This is a genomic window from Maribacter halichondriae (assembly GCF_027474825.1).
GTDB classification, from domain to species: Bacteria; Bacteroidota; Bacteroidia; order Flavobacteriales; family Flavobacteriaceae; genus Meishania; species Meishania halichondriae.
The window spans coordinates 51,720-68,113 of the sequence record NZ_CP107030.1; the positions used below are offsets into that span (position 1 = coordinate 51,720).

Annotated in this window: 15 protein-coding genes and 1 riboswitch; of the genes, 12 read left to right on the top strand and 3 right to left on the bottom strand. The window is 41.8% G+C overall.

Going from position 1 to position 16,394, the window contains the following annotated elements; translation table 11 throughout:
• The first annotated feature begins 101 nt into the window (after window positions 1-101).
• Window positions 102-1,568 (top strand): S41 family peptidase, encoded by a 1,467-nt coding sequence (locus N8A86_RS00280; protein ID WP_273567244.1) that lies wholly within the window; start codon window positions 102-104, stop codon window positions 1,566-1,568.
• A gap of 54 nt (window positions 1,569-1,622) precedes the next feature.
• Here the strand turns inward: N8A86_RS00280 and N8A86_RS00285 are convergent, their stop codons facing one another.
• Entirely contained in the window at window positions 1,623-3,488 is a 1,866-nt protein-coding gene (locus N8A86_RS00285; protein WP_273567245.1) for a TonB-dependent receptor plug domain-containing protein, read from the bottom strand.
• Between the two features lie 71 nt (window positions 3,489-3,559).
• Window positions 3,560-3,900, bottom strand: a riboswitch (cobalamin riboswitch).
• Between the two features lie 142 nt (window positions 3,901-4,042).
• On the opposite strand from N8A86_RS00285, the gene N8A86_RS21290 reads away from it, so the two are divergent.
• The 7 genes from N8A86_RS21290 (at window position 4,043) to N8A86_RS00315 (ending at window position 9,426) form a co-directional block, all read left to right on the top strand.
• A complete protein-coding gene (locus N8A86_RS21290; RefSeq protein ID WP_337251708.1) occupies window positions 4,043-4,696 on the top strand; it encodes an ABC transporter substrate-binding protein in 654 nt (217 codons plus the stop codon).
• A complete protein-coding gene (locus N8A86_RS21295) occupies window positions 4,630-5,112 on the top strand; it encodes an ABC transporter substrate-binding protein (RefSeq protein ID WP_337251791.1) in 483 nt (160 codons plus the stop codon). Before N8A86_RS21290 ends, N8A86_RS21295 begins: the two co-directional genes overlap by 67 nt.
• Window positions 5,113-6,144 (top strand): FecCD family ABC transporter permease, encoded by a 1,032-nt coding sequence (locus N8A86_RS00295; protein ID WP_273567246.1) that lies wholly within the window; start codon window positions 5,113-5,115, stop codon window positions 6,142-6,144.
• Window positions 6,144-6,941, top strand: a complete 798-nt coding sequence (locus tag N8A86_RS00300; RefSeq protein WP_273567247.1) for an ABC transporter ATP-binding protein — start codon at window positions 6,144-6,146, stop codon at window positions 6,939-6,941. Before N8A86_RS00295 ends, N8A86_RS00300 begins: the two co-directional genes overlap by 1 nt.
• Window positions 6,942-7,073: 132 nt before the next feature.
• On the top strand, window positions 7,074-8,417 hold the full coding sequence (locus N8A86_RS00305; RefSeq protein ID WP_273567248.1) for a DNA recombination protein RmuC: 1,344 nt from the start codon (window positions 7,074-7,076) through the stop codon (window positions 8,415-8,417).
• Window positions 8,418-8,515: 98 nt separating this feature from the next.
• The gene (locus N8A86_RS00310; protein ID WP_273567249.1) at window positions 8,516-8,881 is read left to right on the top strand and encodes a 6-phosphogluconate dehydrogenase; all 366 of its coding nucleotides are present in this window, start codon (window positions 8,516-8,518) and stop codon (window positions 8,879-8,881) included.
• Window positions 8,881-9,426, top strand: coding sequence for an acyl-CoA thioesterase (locus tag N8A86_RS00315; protein WP_273567250.1), 546 nt, complete (start codon window positions 8,881-8,883; stop codon window positions 9,424-9,426). Before N8A86_RS00310 ends, N8A86_RS00315 begins: the two co-directional genes overlap by 1 nt.
• Here N8A86_RS00315 and pgl read toward each other — a convergent pair.
• Together pgl and zwf are read right to left on the bottom strand one after the other, a co-directional pair.
• Entirely contained in the window at window positions 9,407-10,132 is a 726-nt protein-coding gene (pgl, locus tag N8A86_RS00320; protein WP_273567251.1) for a 6-phosphogluconolactonase, read from the bottom strand. The genes N8A86_RS00315 and pgl overlap by 20 nt on opposite strands.
• A gap of 154 nt (window positions 10,133-10,286) precedes the next feature.
• Complete coding sequence (gene zwf, locus N8A86_RS00325) at window positions 10,287-11,819, bottom strand: glucose-6-phosphate dehydrogenase (RefSeq protein ID WP_273567252.1); 1,533 nt, start codon at window positions 11,817-11,819, stop codon at window positions 10,287-10,289.
• A gap of 185 nt (window positions 11,820-12,004) precedes the next feature.
• On the opposite strand from zwf, the gene gndA reads away from it, so the two are divergent.
• The 4 genes from gndA (at window position 12,005) to N8A86_RS00345 (ending at window position 16,381) form a co-directional block, all read left to right on the top strand.
• A complete protein-coding gene (gene gndA / locus N8A86_RS00330; RefSeq protein WP_273567253.1) occupies window positions 12,005-13,414 on the top strand; it encodes an NADP-dependent phosphogluconate dehydrogenase in 1,410 nt (469 codons plus the stop codon).
• An 8-nt stretch (window positions 13,415-13,422) separates the two neighbouring features.
• On the top strand, window positions 13,423-14,400 hold the full coding sequence (locus N8A86_RS00335; protein ID WP_273567254.1) for a hypothetical protein: 978 nt from the start codon (window positions 13,423-13,425) through the stop codon (window positions 14,398-14,400).
• Between the two features lie 144 nt (window positions 14,401-14,544).
• Window positions 14,545-15,327 (top strand): 3-keto-disaccharide hydrolase, encoded by a 783-nt coding sequence (locus tag N8A86_RS00340; protein ID WP_273567255.1) that lies wholly within the window; start codon window positions 14,545-14,547, stop codon window positions 15,325-15,327.
• A gap of 148 nt (window positions 15,328-15,475) precedes the next feature.
• Window positions 15,476-16,381, top strand: coding sequence for a sulfatase-like hydrolase/transferase (locus N8A86_RS00345; RefSeq protein WP_273567256.1), 906 nt, complete (start codon window positions 15,476-15,478; stop codon window positions 16,379-16,381).
• Window positions 16,382-16,394: the final 13 nt, after the last annotated feature.

Sequence of the window (16,394 nt, forward strand, 5' to 3'; positions counted from 1 at the left end):
TAATATTCAATTAAAAAAAACGACTACGATATGGGCGTTCCAAAGCTTCACCAGTTGTCGAATACATTTTATGCATTAAAAACTCATTAAAAATTGCTCCAATGAAAAAAAATTTCTTGTTGTTCCTCACTATGGGACTACTTTTTGCCGCTTGCAAAAAGGATGACAACACTATTCCACCCGGACCCTCTGCCGATTTGACCGTTCAAGATTTTATGTGGAGGGCCATGAATTTATGGTATTTTTGGCAAGATGATGTCGCAAATTTAGCAGATAATAAATTTGCCGATACAACCGAGGGTAATCAAGCCTATGAAGAGTTTTTGGCTTCTGAAGATGATCCGGCGGCCTTTTTTGACAACCGCCTTCTCTTTAACGAAGATCGTTTCAGTTTTTACTCCGAAGATTATAAAGAACTTACACAAGCACTTTCGGGAATTTCAAAAAGTAACGGCCTTGAATTCGGATTGGTTCGTTTTCAGGGGAACGATGAGCTTTTCGGTTATGTGAGATACATTGTACCCGATTCGGATGCTTCCATAAAAGACATCAGCCGAGGCGAACTTTTCACCGGTGTTAATGGTACAACTTTGGACATTAACAACTACCAAGATCTTTTGTTCGGTGACGAAGATACCTACACTTTGAACATGGCCGATATTACTAATAATACGGTTACGCCTAATGAGAAGGAAGTTACCTTGACCAAACAACCGAATTTGGCAGAGAACCCAGTCTTTCTTTCTAAGTCTTTTGATGTCAACGGTGAAATAATCGGCTATCTGGTCTACAACGGTTTTACCAACGAATATGATGAAGACCTTAACAATGCCATTGGTGATTTAAAGGCTGCCGGAGTTACAAACCTTGTATTAGACCTAAGATACAATCCAGGTGGTTCGGTAAACTCGGCTAGATTGTTATCGAGTATGATTTACGGTACAAATACCAGTAATCTCTTTTTGAGACAACGTTGGAATTCCAAAGTTCAATCTCAATTCAGTGATGAGCAATTGGAAGATTATTTTGCAGACAAGACTAATGATGGCACTCCTTTAAATGCTTTAAACTTGAACCAGGTTTATGTCATTGCTACGGGCAGTTCGGCCTCGGCAAGTGAATTGGTGATGAACGGTCTTGCCCCGTATATGAATGTAATCCATATTGGTGAAACCACACGGGGGAAAAATGAATTTTCGATTACGATGGTAGACGATGCGCAGGGAAGTTATATTTTCAATCCCGATAGGGAGTCTAATATCAATTCAAATAACCAATGGGCCATACAGCCACTTGTAGGGCGAAATGAAAATGCAGACGGGTTCTCGGACTATACAAATGGATTGGAGCCCAATATCGAACTTCAAGAAGATTTAGAAAACCTTGGTGTCTTGGGTGACCAGAACGAACCTTTATTGGCCCGTGCCATTCAAGAGATTACCGGCGTTTCGAGTAAAAGAGATTTTACCGTTAGCATGCCCGCCAATGTGATGACCAGTTCAAAAATGTTTACCCCGATGAAAGACAATATGGTCTTGGACAAGCCTTTGAATATTAACTTTCAGTAAGAGTTATGAATTTTAAAAGCCCGAACGAATCGTATTCGTTCGGGCTTTTTATTGTTATAAGGTCAGGTTCAACCCCGCCCTTACATTTCTCCCTCTTGTGGTAAAACCAATGATTTCGGTATAATCTTCATTGAACACATTAGACATGGCAAAAAAGAGCTTCAATCTCTTGGAAAGCAACTGATGTTCCACATAAAAGTCGACCAAAGAATAATTTGGTAAGGCTATATTTTCAAAGGTTGTAAAATCGGTGTCAAAACGCGTTCCGGTAAGCGCATAGTTCAAAGACGCATTGGTTTTTTCCGAAAGTTCATATACCAAACCTGCGTTTATTTTGTGCTTAGGTATTCGAATGGCGGCATCCCCCTTGCGCTCGGTAAATGTATAATTACCTGAAATATTTATCTTATCCAATGGATTCCAAACGAACTCTAACTCGACCCCTTGGGCATCAATATTCGAAACGGCATTCGAATATTGTCCGGTTTGATTATTGTAGATTACTGCGTTTTCCTCCTTCCTATTAAAATAAATACCACTGAACCTTAGTTTTTGTTGTATCGCAAATTCAAATCCGCCTTCGAGCGTTCTATTTTTCTCAGGTTCCAAATCAGGATTCGCCCCAAATCTACCGAACAATTGGGTCAACGAAGGTGTGATATAGGAGGTGGCATACGAGCCTAGAAATTTAAGATAACCGTTTTGCGTTTCGAAGCAATATGAAGGATTCACATTATACACAAAGTGATTCCCATATTCCGAATGGTTGTTCAAACGACCGCCGATATTGAGGTTGAACCCAAAATCGGACACATAGACCATATTAACATACGAATCGAGAATGGCAAACTCTTTTTCTGTGTCAAATTCCGTTCTGTCCTTAATATAGTTCAGGCCGATTATAGTATGAAATTGACTGTTGATACTTAGCTTATTGTAAAGATCTGCGGTAAAATTATCTCCTTTGAAAGAACTCGGAAAGGCACTGATATTTTCAGAGTCATAGTCCGCATATCCAGTATTGAGGTGCAACGCCCCGTTCGTATACTTGAATTCTGAGGATAATCCGGCCCGCTTCTGTTCACTTTTAAACACATAAGGCGCATCCGTTGGACCGAACGATTCGTCATAATCGGTTCTTAGCTTCGTTTGATTTCCATAAACATTGATGGTAAAGGAGTCTGAAAATCGATATCCTAATTTAATGTCGGTACTAAAGGTCGAAAATACATCTTCAAGATTTTCAGGGGTTATCAAGGCGGATAATCCTTCTGAATATCGATTTGCAAAAGCAATCTGATAATTCAATTTATTCAAGGTTCCGCTAAGATTGACTCCGTTGTAAGCTCTCGCAAGATCATAGTTCTGGTCTTCACTGGTTTGGTTCGTACCCCGACTGGTCTGAAAATTCAATTTGACCTTTTCGGGCGACGCATTTTTCGTCTTGATATTGATGACCGCAGTTGCAGCGTTCGTGCCATAAAGCGTACTCGCAGCCCCTTTTATGATTTCGATGGATTCGATATTAGTCGCCGAAAGTAACCGAAGATCGTATTCCTGAGAAGAGGATGATGGGTCGCTTACACGAACGCCATCGATAAGCACCAAAACCTGGCGACCCCGTCCACCCCGGGCAAAAACTCCCAAAATGGTTCCTTCCCTACCCCGGCTTCCGGCAATTTCGATGCCGCTTTTGGTGTTGATGATCTCGGCTATGGACCTACCTTGATTTCTTTCAAGCTCTTCCGAAGAAATCTTGATGACGGTCTTGCCCGAATTTTCACGCTTCAGTTCAAAACGCGAATCACTTACTACGACTTCATCCAATAATTGAATTTTCGTGGTGTCGTTTTGCTGCTGAGCAGCAGCATTAGTGCATAACAGTACACTGGCGCAAAGGCCTAAAAACTTTTTGCTCATTTCGTTTAATTTAATAAACGGGAGAATAGTATGTCTGTACACATACGTAAACTTTTATCCCGAAAGTTTAACATGATTTGTTTGAATTGGCAGGTCTCCTGACTTGCGTACTACCATCGACCTTCCCGCCTGTCCTGAACTTGTTTCAGAATCTGCCGAATTAGGCCTAAACCCTAAATCGACAGATGCCAAAATAAATTTGGCACAAGCAGTGGTATTCGAAGAAAATGGTAACCATCCGCCAGCTGGCGGACTTAGCTTACAGTTGCGGGAACAGTTCCAGAATTTTTGACCTACCTGGTACGATTTTAGAATTCTTCTTCGTTAATCGTACCTCGTACTTCAAATCACTGGATTCCCTTTTAATCCCATCACCAATAAAATGATGCGAACCAAATACGCGACCAAAGTAAACATTTTGTTTAATCTTTCGAGCCAAAGTTTAAATAATACTACTTTTGGAATCTTAAACGAACAGTCTTGAATAGAATTCCACTACTTATATCGCTCTTTTTATTTTTCGGCTGTAAGCAAGAAAAAAAGAGGTACTGCCTTTGGAAAATCTAAGTCCGGCAACCACTATTTTTCATGCAAAAGGGTTTACCGTAGAAAATTCGAATACGGGATTGACCATCATCAAGATTAACTCTCCGTGGCCCAATGCTGAATCCGGATTCACCTATGCCTTGATTCCAAAGGGTAAAATGGCCGCCATGACCTTGAACAAAAACGAATATGATGCCATTGTTACCGTACCTGTCGAGCGACTCGTGGTTACCTCGACTACACATATTGCGGCACTTGAAGCATTGGGAATGTTGGATAGATTGGTAGGGTTCCCTGACACGGAATATATTTCCTCCAAAGAAGCTAGAGAGCGAATCGATCAGGGAAACATAAAGGAACTCGGCAATAACGAGGCCATCAATACCGAAATGGTCATCGAGCTGAACCCGGATGTAGTTGTCGGATTCGGAATCGATAATCAGAACAGTGCTTACGAAACCATACAACGCTCCAATATTCCGGTGGTCTATAATGGCGATTGGACCGAAGAAACACCTCTGGGAAAAGCGGAATGGATCAAGTTTTTCGCTCCCTTCTTTCAAATGGAAAAAAAGCCGATTCCATTTTTAGTGAAATTGAAAAAAACTATAAAGAAATCAAATCCTTGGCAAAAAAAGCTTCCCATCGACCCACAGTTTTGAGCGGGGCGCTATACAAAGATGTTTGGTACCTTCCTGGAGGAAAGAGCTGGGCCGCTACTTTTTTAGAAGACTCAAACGCCCAATATCTCTGGGAGGATACCGAAGTGACGGGAAGTCTCTCCTTAAGTATTGAAAATATACTTGAAAAAGGCAAAACTGCCGAATATTGGGTTTCTCCATCACAATATACATCATATAAAGAGTTGGAAGAGGCCAACCAACACTACCTTCAATTCGATGCATTTCAGAAAAAAAAGATGTACACTTTTGCAAAAACTATGGGAGACACGGGTGGGTTACTTTACTATGAACTTGCTCCACAGCGACCCGACCTGGTCCTAGAAGATCTTGTCTATATTTTTCATCCCGAACTGCTACCTGACCACGAACCTTTCTTTTTCAAACCCCTCGATTGATTGGAAAGATCCAGCACATATCGCATTCCGTTTTTCATCTTGCTGATGGTGCTAGTATTGTGTTTTGGCCTCAATATCAGTTTGGGCTCGGTTTCGATTCCTTTTTCAGATACTTGGAACAGCATTTTAGGCGGAAATATCGAAAAGGAATCATGGCACTATATTATTTGGGACTATAGAATTCCAAAGGCCTTCACGGCCATTTTGGTAGGTAGTGGATTGGCACTAAGCGGACTCTTGATGCAAACCTTGTTTCGTAATCCCTTGGCAGGTCCATTTGTTCTCGGAATCAGTTCGGGGGCAAGTCTTGGTGCCGCCTTGATTATTATGGGTTCTTCTTTGTTTTCCGGAGTTTTGGCTTTTGGGTTTGCGAACGATGTTGTCTTGGCCATCGCAGCGAGCTTTGGCAGTTTTTTGGTACTCCTCGTAGTGATGGTCGTCGCGTCCAAAGTGAAGGATACCATGGCGTTGTTGATTATCGGCTTGATGTTCGGTAGTATTACGGCCGCTATCGTAAGCGTACTTTCGTATTTTACGAATGCTGAAAAATTGCAACAATACGTGTATTGGTCCTTTGGGAGTGTGGGCAATTTATCTTGGCCTCAACTTGCACTTTTAACCAGTATTATCCTAATAGGAATCGTCTTAAGCGTCCTTTCAATCAAATCGTTAAATGCATTATTGTTGGGGGAAAACTATGCACGTAGTCTGGGGGTCGATATGAAAAAATCGCGCTATCTTATCATTATTGCGACAGGAATACTGGCCGGGGGCATTACCGCCTTTGCTGGACCAATAGCTTTTGTGGGGCTCGCTGTTCCACATTTAACGAGACAGATTTTCAAAACCACAGACCATACAATTCTTGTTCCGGCAGTTTTGATGTATGGTGCCGTTTTAATGCTACTCTGTGATACCATTGCCCAATTGCCGACATCAGCAAATGTATTGCCGATTAATGCCATTACAAGCATCGTAGGTGCGCCGATCGTCATTTGGTTATTGGTGCGAAAACGTAAAATGATATTTTGATGACTGAAATCAAAAAGAAAAATATCGCCCTTCAAACTAAAAATCTGTCCATTGGTTACCAAACCAAAAAGGAAGTTACGACTGTTGCCAAAGAAATCAATCTGGAATTACACTCAGGTATTTTGACTGCCATCGTAGGTGTCAACGGCATTGGAAAATCTACGCTACTGAGAACCCTTGGAAAAGTGCAGCCGCAACTTGAAGGCGAAATCGAAATCAACGGTAAACGACTGCAAGATTATAATTCCTTGGAACTGGCATCCGTAGTCAGCCTCGTACTCACGGAACCTCTGGCCTCAAAAAACATGACGGTCTTGGAATTGGTCACTTTGGGAAGACAGCCCTATACCAATTGGATCGGGGCGTTGTCCGAAAATGATAAAACAAAAATCAGGGAAGCTCTAGAACGGTTGGAGCTAAAGCCTTTACGGCACAAAAAATGCTACGAGCTCAGTGACGGACAATTACAGCGGGTTATGATCGCTAGGGCACTGGCGCAGGACACCGCGATAATACTGTTAGACGAACCCACAACGCATCTCGACCTCTATCACAAGGTCCGGATATTAAAACTACTAAAATCAATAGCGCACGAAACGAATAAGACCATTGTATTTACGACCCATGAAATTGAAATGGCCATTCAACTCTGCGATACCATGTTGTTGTTAGATGGCAAAACAAACCCTTTTGGGCAACCATGTGAGTTAATCGAACGAAAAGCCTTTGAAAACCTCTTTCCGGCCAATGCCGTTTCCTTCGACTCTCAAACGGGCTCTTTTCGAATTGAAAAATAATATTATTATTGTCCCCTTCCCCTTGAGGGGACTTTAGGGGTGTAATACGGAGGTCAAATGAATTCTACTTCCCCTCTCGATTGAACTTCAAGAGCAATCTTGTATCTTTACTTCAAACACTTTTGAGTACGAATGAACGAATATGTAGTATATCTGATAATTGGTCTGATTTGCCTTGCCATCGGTTATTTTCTCGGGAATTACATCCGTGGATTAAAAACTAAATCGGAGCAAAGTGCCCTAGAGGAACGCGAGCAGCAGTTGAACAATAATCTGAGTCAATTGGAAACCAAACTGATGGATGTGGAGGAACACAAAACCCATCTACAGCGTGAAAAAGAGCAAATGGGCAATCAAATAGTTCGTTATCAAGCAGATCTTGAGAACCTTGAAGTCAAAAACCGCGAACAGAAACAGGAAGTCGAAAAACTTCAGGAAAAATTTACAAAAGAATTCGAAAACCTTGCAAATAAGATTCTGGAAGAAAAAAGTCTAAAATTCACGGAACGCAACGAAAAGAACATCAAAGACATTCTGACTCCGTTAAATGAAAAAATACAACTGTTCGAGAAAAAGGTCGAGGAAAGTCAAAAGGAGAATATAAGTATCCATTCCGCTCTAAAAGAGCAATTATTGAACCTACAGACCCAAAACCTAAAGATTACCCAAGAAGCGGAAAACCTGACCAAGGCCTTGAAGGGCGATAGCAAAATGCAAGGTAATTGGGGCGAGCTGGTACTTGAAAGAGTCCTTGAAAAATCAGGACTCGAAAAAGATAGGGAATATACCGTACAGCAGAGCTTTACCTTGGAGGATGGTACACGGGTCCTTCCCGATGTCATCATTCACCTTCCCGACGGCAAGAAGATGATCGTTGATTCAAAGGTTTCCTTGACTGATTATGAACGATTTATCAATGCCGAAGATGAGTTCAAGGATAAATTTTTAAAAGACCATGTCAATTCCATTCGCAAGCATGTGGATCAACTTTCCGCTAAAAAATATGAAGATTTGTATGAAATGGAGAGTCCTGATTTTGTGTTGATGTTCGTTCCGATAGAACCTGCCTTTGCCATTGCAATAAACAATGATAACTCATTGTACAACAAGGCCTTTGAGCAAAATATCGTTATTGTTACTCCATCTACATTGCTCGCCACCTTGCGCACTATCGACAGTATGTGGAACAATGAAAAACAACAACGCAATGCAATCGAAATTGCTAGGCAGGCCGGAGCTCTCTATGATAAATTTGAAGGTTTTGTAGGTGATTTAACCAAAGTGGGCAAAAAGATGGACGATGCCAAAGATGAGTACAAAGGGGCCATGAACAAGTTGGTCGAAGGCCGCGGCAACATTATCACCAGTATTGAAAAATTAAAAAAGATGGGGGCGAAAGCCAAAAAGTCGATTCCAGAAGCTATCTTGAAAAGAGCGGAAGAAGACGATTTTGAGGAAGAGCCGAGGTTGCAGTAGGCAGTAGGCAGTGGTTAGTGGTTAGTGGTTAGTGGTTAGTGGTTAGTGGTTAGTGGTTAGTGGTTAAAACTAGTTTTCCTCTTGAAATTGAACGTGATATGAAAAAAATACTTTTCCTTTTTATTGGCGGACTGCTCGCGCTATTGGCCCTTTATTACGCCTTTATTTATTTTGTGCCCTACAGTGAAGGTGTACGCTCGGGAGAATTAATAAAAATCAGCCGCAAGGGGGTCATCGCAAAAACTTGGGAAGGCGAGATCAGCCAAGGCATTTCCGGGGCACAGATTTTTGCCTTCTCCATTCTGGATAAGGACGAAGACGTCATCGAAAAACTAAAAGAATATCAAGGTGAGTACGTCAAAGTGAGCTATACCGAACGCTACGCCACTTTTTTCTGGTTGGGCGATACGAAGTATTTTATAACGGAAGTAGAAAAAGAACGATCTCCGCATTTTAGAAATTGATGGAAAACTTCAAAACGGCACGTGAATCGAGAATGAGCATTACGCAACTGATGCTCCCCTCCCACTCCAATTTTGGGGGAAAGGTGCATGGAGGTCATATTCTTAACCTGATGGACCAGATTGCCTTTGCCTGCGCGTCGAAGCATAGTCGCAGCTATTGTGTAACGGCCTCCGTAAATCGGGTAGACTTTCTAAACCCCATCGAGGTGGGTGAACTCGTGACCTTGAAGGCTTCCGTAAACTATACCGGAAAAACCTCAATGGTAGTAGGTGTTCGTGTAGAAGCCGAAAATATTACTACAGGTAAAAAACGGCATTGTAATTCATCCTATTTTACCATGGTCGCGAAGGATGAAGATGACAATAGCGTCGAAGTTCCGGGGCTTTTAGTGCAAGATGCACTCGGTGTTCGCCGTTTCGCTCGCAGTAAATTCAGAAAAGAAGCCGCCTTTAAACGTGATACCAAATTCGATGAGAGTAATTTTAAATATGAAGAACATCTCAAACAACTCAAAAAAGAGAATATCAAGATTGAGTTGAAGTAATTCCCGCTGCCGCGGCTTTATCCAAAAACCAAAGCAATTTCCCTGATGCCGGGGCTACCAAATTGGCCGGGTAGTTTTTGAAATCTCCTTCTTGATTAATTATTTCCGATACTTTCTCCGCTTTACTTCCTCCAGTAACCAAAAAAGTGACCTCGGTAGCATGGTTGATTATTCTTCCGGTCATCGTTATCCGTTTTTGTCCGGATTCTGGATGCTCTGCCACCTCGCAAAGTTTATCAGAATGCCACAAATCGATTTCATGGGGGAAAATGGAAGCGGTATGCCCATCATCGCCCATCCCCAAGATGACCAAATCGAATTTTGGAAGCTTGTTCGTCTTTGGAAGCTCTTTTTTCAAAACATCTGTATAGCGTTCCGCCTCATACTCCGGTTTATTCTCACCTTTTATCCGATGAATATTCTTTTCAGGAATTTCAACCTTCGAAATCAAATGTTCCACGGTCATTTTGTAGTTACTTTCATCATCTGTCGGAGGCACACAACGTTCATCGCCCCAATATAAGTGAACTTTCTTCCAAACGTCTTTCGGAATTTCACGCGAAGCCAATTCGTCAAAAACGATTTTTGGGGTGCTGCCCCCTGATAAAGCGATATGTAAGCTTTCGCTGGAACTCATTAAATCGCCGAGGTAGTCCGCAAAGTTGTTGGCTACGTCTTGTTTTGTTTTTGAGATATTTAATTGCATATGTTTCATTCTAGATGTCATTGCGAGGAGCTATGAAAAATATAATCGTATTTTAAAGTTGAAAGCGACGCGGCAATCTGCTGAACTCGTGTTCCAAAGTAACAGATTGCCGCGCTCCGCCTGCCTGTCGGCTAGGCAGGCTCGCAATAACGTATTAACAAATCACACAAAACCCAGGATCATCCGCCAAATTCTCACTGGGGTTTCGCCACATGCCAAGTCCTTCGATGAGTTCATCGGCATTCGTTGGCCCCCAAACGCCTGCGGAATACCCATACGTTTTGACACCTTTTCCATTCTTCCAATAATCCAAGATGGGATCTACGAATTCCCACGCGGCTTCTACCTCATCCGCTCTGGCGTATAACGTGGCATCACCTTGCATGGCATCCAATAACAATCGTTCATAGGCTTCCATAACATTATTTTCGACCAAACTTGAATAATAGAAATCCAAATTGGCACGCTCGACTTTAAAGCCCTGTCCCGGAACTTTCACTCCGAATTTTATTAAAATACCTTCATCGGGCTGGATTCTGATAATCAGTTTATTATCCTTATTGTTCAGGCCCGAATCTTTAAAAATTTGGTGATGGGGCGTTTTAAAATGAATAACTACCTCAGTTACCTTGGTTGGCATCCGCTTCGCCGTACGAACATAGAAGGGAACGTCGGCCCAGCGCCAATTATCGACATAGAACTTAATGGCAGCGTAGGTTTCGGTACTCGAATCGGGGTCTACCCCTTCTTCCTCGCGATACCCTTTTACCTTCTCTCCATTGATTATTGAACTAATATACTGCGCCTTGATCGTATTATCGTGTAAGGTCTTTTCATCTTTCATGATCCGTAACGACTTCAAGGCCTTCACTTTTTCGTTTCGTATCTCATCGGCATTCGAACCGATAGGAGGCTCCATAACCACTAATGATACTATCTGTAACAAATGATTTTGAAACATATCGCGCAACGCCCCAGACTTGTCATAATACCCGCCCCGCAGTTCCACACCGCCGCTTTCGGCATTGGTGATTTCAACATGGTGAATATAATTGCGGTTCCACAGCGGTTCGAAAATGCTATTGGCAAAACGGGTTACCAAAAGATTCTGAACCGTTTCCTTGCCCAAATAGTGGTCGATACGATAAATCTGTGATTCTTTGAAATATTGGTGTAGGCCATCATTGAGTTGGCGGGCACTCTCTAGGCTGTACCCAAAAGGTTTCTCTACAATGATACGCTTCCATCCCGTGTTTTGATCGTTCAGCCCGACCTCGGCAAGGTTCTTTGCTATGGCTTCGTATAAACTTGGCGGAGTCGATAGATAGAAAATACAATTCTGATCGGTACCATGTTCCACGTTCAGATCGGTTATTCTTTTTTGAAGTCCCTTGTAACTAGTATCATAGTCCTTTCCCAGATCTTCATAAAAAAGTTTTTCGCAAAACCGATCGATTATTTTTGAATCTAAATCCTTGGTTTTTTTTTTCAAATATTCACTCTCTTGAACAACCTTTTTTCTAAAATCGGAATCGCTCAAATTGCTCCGGCTCACACCCAATACAACAAAATTTTCTGGCAGATGGTTGTCTTTGAACAGACTAAAAAGGGCCGGAACCAGCTTACGTGCCGTTAAGTCTCCCGATGCCCCAAAAATGATGAGCATTTGATTTTCTGTTTTCTTCATTGCGTACCGTAATATGTTAGCCTTAAATGTATCGAAAAGAAAAAGCAATACCAACGACTTTATATTAACTTGAACTAGGGTCTCGATATTTTCATTTATTTTTGATTGCCTCACCCGGAATTGCCCAAAAGTAATTCCGACCTCTCCCAAGGAGAGGTGAAAAATTAAAAAAAAGGTAGATAATTATGGCAGATAGATACGATTTCGGACTGGTAGGCTTGGGTGTAATGGGCCGTAATTTTATACTCAATGTGGCCGATAACGGTTTTACGGCTTTCGGCAATGACCTCGATGCCGAAAAAGTGGCCGCCCTGATCGAAGAGGGAGGCGACACCCAAAAAGTCAATGCGACCACGGATGCCAAAACGTTCGTGGCCGCGCTCTCTACCCCACGAAAAATCATGTTGTTGGTACCTGCGGGAAAAATTGTAGATGCGGTTATTGAGAGTTTGCTTCCGCTATTAGATAAGGAGGATATCATTATTGATGGAGGAAATTCATTCTTTACCGATACCGACCGTCGGGAAGCATATCTGGCCGAAAAGGGCATTCACTTTTTCGGAGCAGGTGTCTCCGGAGGTGCCAAAGGGGCACGTCTCGGCCCCAGTATCATGCCCGGAGGCAATCAGGAAGCCTACCAACATGTAAAACCTATTTTCGAAGCAGTGGCCGCAAAATACAATGGAGAACCTTGTGTGGCCTATTTGGGTCCTAAATCGGCCGGAAACTATGTTAAGATGGTCCACAACGGTATAGAATACGGATTGATGCAATTGACCTCGGAAATCTACGACCTGCTGAAAAAAGCGGGCGAGTATTCGAATGAAGAGTTGCACACCACTTTTTCAAATTGGAATGCCGGGCGACTACAATCCTTCTTGGTGGAGATCACTTCGGAAATTTTTGAACAAAAAGACAATCTGGGGGATGGCTATTTGGTCGATAAAATTTTGGATAAGGCCAAACAAAAAGGTACCGGAAAATGGACGAGCCAAAATGCCATGGATCTTGGAATACCCGTACCTTCGATTGATATTGCCGTCAGTATGCGCGAAATATCCGCCTTAAAGGAAGAACGCAGGCAGGCTGATAAATTATACGATCGACCCATAGTGGAGGCCATCAATAAAACCGAATTGGAAAAAATGGCTGAAGAAGCCTTATATTTTTCATTTATCGTCACCTATGCGCAAGGCCTACACCAATTGGCCGATGCTTCAAAAGAATATGGCTATGATGTCGATATCGCCACGATTGCCAAAATCTGGCGGGCGGGCTGCATCATTCGCGCCGCACTTTTGGCAGATATTACCGAGGCTTTTAAAACCGATAGTAAACTACCCAATCTGTTGCTCTCCCCTACTTTTGTTGAAAAAGTGCAAAGTACGGTCGGTTCGGCAAGAGCATTGGTCTCCTATGCCGCAAAAAGTGGCATACCCCTACCCGGACTCTCCAATTCATTGACCTATTTTGATGCCTATACCTCTACCCGATTGCCCTTAAACTTGATCCAGGCGCAACGCGATTATTTTGGGTCGCATACCTATGAGCGCTTAGATCGTGAAGGGGTTTTTCATACGGAGTGGGACGATTGAATAAAGATATGAAAAACGACAAAAAAGTTTACGAGAAAATACTTGTTCAAATTGAAAAAAATGTTGATTCCAAGAATTTGGAGTGTGTTATAGAAGGTTGTTCCAATATTGCAATCAACTCTCATATACTGCAGAAAAATGGAATTTTAAATAGTATATCCACTGCGAATCATTTTCATGAATACAAAAACGCGGATATATTTGATTTTGCTAAATCTAACTCAGGCAAAGAACTTCGCTTTAGAAAAACTGGCGTTAATAAAGCTCATTCGTATAGAACATTATGTTCTGAACACGACACCAACCTTTTCAAATCCATTGAGAAACACCCAATTGACTTTGATGACTACAATGTACATTTACTTTTCGCATATCGAACCGTGCTTTCACTGACACGAAAGGAACAAATTGTTCAAGAAAAGATTTTAAGAAAGATTGCATCAAAAAGATTGAATGAACCTCATCCCGCCTTGCAATCAATGAGAAAAGATAACGACCAGATACTTAAAGAAATCAACAAAGCTCTTGAAGAGAGAGGTTCAGAAATCAAAAGACTTGAAAGTAATCTTAGCTTGGAACGAAAGGATTATGCTTTCATCAAATTAAATTATCCACTAAAAAAAGTGTACTCTAGTTCTAGACAAAAAACTCCAAAAACTGGAGAGACATTTTATGTCAACATTTTCCCATACAATAATGCAAGTAACGTTTTGATTTTTTATCCTAAAGAATATAAGGACTCTTGGTTTGATGACTATTTGGAAAGCTGGACCGGCTTGACAGAGAAAGAGTTTGAGCGCAGACTCACAACTCATTTATTTCTCAATTGTGAAAACTGGGGAATAGCTAAGGAACATTTAGAAAATGTCTCCCAAAAAGAATTAGACAAAACAATCCTGATTTCTCAAAAATTAAGATATAATTTTAATGTTAGGGCGGACTTGTCTTATTCAATAGGATTTAATTTGTTTTCTAAAGACCGATGAGTATGGATTGTTTCAACTCCCAGCTCCCGCCAGTCTGTGACTGGTGGCCCCCGCTGGCGCGAGTTTGCAACTCGTGTCCCACGCAAGTCTTTACTGATGATCAACAAAAAAAATATACATCAAGCGCGATAAAACCAAATAATAATGCAAAAAGCACTCCTACCCTTATTACTTTCGATCTTCTTTACAAATTGCAAAACAACGAACGATGAATGGACCGACCAATTGGCAGAAAACTCCCTAGAAGGCTGGCACTTCTTTCAAGATAACGGTTCCAAAAAAGGGTGGGTCGTCGAAGATGGTATTTTGACTTTTAATGGCGTTTCCGATATGGAAACGGGGGAAGGCGATGCCAGTTTATTGTCCGATAAAATCTATGGAAACTTCGAGATTGAATTCGATTGGAAAATCATGCCAGGGGGCAACAGCGGTTTTATGTGGGGGGTGCAAGACGACCCAAAATATAAATATCCATACCAAACAGGTCCTGAAATACAGATTTTAGATGCCGCCATGTATACGGATACCACCATCATACTGGGCGGAGAAATCGAAGTACAGAATGTATTGGAAGACCTTGAAGAACGTAAACACTTCATAGGGTCTTTGTACGACCTATCGGCACCCACCGTATTAGATGCCTCGAAACCTGCCAACGAATGGAACTCCTATCACATTAAAATCGATTATAAAGCGAATCGCGGCGAAGTTTCGCTTAATGGAGTAAAGATTAATTCGTTCCCACTTCAAGGTCCAGAATGGGATGCCATGGTTGCCAAAAGCAAATTCGGCAAATCTGAAACGGCCGATTATATCGGTGGGGTCAGATGGAAAGATTTCGGAAAATTCTCAAAGGGACATATCTGTTTTCAAGACCATCCCGGAGAAGTTTCTTTTCGAAATATTAGGATTAAAGAACTCGAATGAACTACCCCGATGCAAGCATACAAGGTGTCAAATTCCAAAAAAACAAATTCCAAATTCCAAAAAGAAAAAGGACTATGCAAGCATCGGAGAATGAAACTCTAACAGATTAAACTTTTTTAAACAAGCTCCTGGCTTAAAATTTAACGATATGGCGTACGGCAACAAATTAATTATCCTTGTTATTTTTGTGTGTTTTTTCACTGCAAACGCCATCGGGCAGAGTTCAAAAACCGATACACGTCCCAACATACTATGGATCTATTTAGAGGACACTTCACCCTTATTGGGTTGTTATGGCAGTACGTTAGTCCCTACCCCGAATATCGATGATCTTGCAAAAAAAGGTATGCGATTTACCAATGCCTTTATGCCGGCACCGGTATGTTCGGCCAGTCGTTCGAGCATAATTACCGGGGTGATGTCTACCACCTGGGGGCTGCAAAACCATCATAGTTCACGTACCCCGGCATCGGCAATTCAGTTGCCAAAAGGTGTAAAAACCATTCCCGAATTGTTCGTTGAGGCCGGCTATAATACCTTTAACAATGGGAAAGACGATTACAACTTCAATTATAATCGAAAAGATCTGTACGACCAAGAATATCTACAGCATCCACTTTATGGAAAAAGGGGTCAACATCGAACTAGCGGAATTAAAGAACAGACAACCCTTTTTCGGCCAAATTCAGTTGGCCGGGGAAAAGAAATATTTTCTCAAAAATTTACCGAAAACGTACTTTCCCCTGTGGACAGGGCAAAAATTGAGCTTCCACCCTACTTACCAAATCATCCTGCTGTTATTGAAGAATACGCGAACCACCTCGACGCCATAGCGATAACGGATAGAAAAGTGGGCGAAATTATCAAAACACTAAAAGCCAATGGTCTATTAAAGAATACCATCGTTTTCTTCTTTTCAGATCATGGCATGCGAATGACCCGACATAAACAGTTTCTATACGATGGCGGCCTGCATGTTCCCCTCATCATTGCAGATTATACCAAAAAAAAATTGAAGCAGGTACGGTACAAGACAATCTCACTAGTGGATTAGATCTTGGTACAAG

Coding starts and splice junctions, on each gene's coding strand:
- N8A86_RS00280 (WP_273567244.1), top strand. CDS start 102: ATGAAAAAAAATTTCTTGTTGTTCCTCACTATGGGACTACTTTTTGCC.
- N8A86_RS00285 (WP_273567245.1), bottom strand. CDS start 3,488: ATGAGCAAAAAGTTTTTAGGCCTTTGCGCCAGTGTACTGTTATGCACT.
- N8A86_RS00300 (WP_273567247.1), top strand. CDS start 6,144: ATGACTGAAATCAAAAAGAAAAATATCGCCCTTCAAACTAAAAATCTG.
- N8A86_RS00305 (WP_273567248.1), top strand. CDS start 7,074: ATGAACGAATATGTAGTATATCTGATAATTGGTCTGATTTGCCTTGCC.
- N8A86_RS00310 (WP_273567249.1), top strand. CDS start 8,516: ATGAAAAAAATACTTTTCCTTTTTATTGGCGGACTGCTCGCGCTATTG.
- N8A86_RS00315 (WP_273567250.1), top strand. CDS start 8,881: ATGGAAAACTTCAAAACGGCACGTGAATCGAGAATGAGCATTACGCAA.
- pgl (WP_273567251.1), bottom strand. CDS start 10,132: ATGCAATTAAATATCTCAAAAACAAAACAAGACGTAGCCAACAACTTT.
- zwf (WP_273567252.1), bottom strand. CDS start 11,819: ATGAAGAAAACAGAAAATCAAATGCTCATCATTTTTGGGGCATCGGGA.
- gndA (WP_273567253.1), top strand. CDS start 12,005: ATGGCAGATAGATACGATTTCGGACTGGTAGGCTTGGGTGTAATGGGC.
- N8A86_RS00335 (WP_273567254.1), top strand. CDS start 13,423: ATGAAAAACGACAAAAAAGTTTACGAGAAAATACTTGTTCAAATTGAA.
- N8A86_RS00340 (WP_273567255.1), top strand. CDS start 14,545: ATGCAAAAAGCACTCCTACCCTTATTACTTTCGATCTTCTTTACAAAT.
- N8A86_RS00345 (WP_273567256.1), top strand. CDS start 15,476: ATGGCGTACGGCAACAAATTAATTATCCTTGTTATTTTTGTGTGTTTT.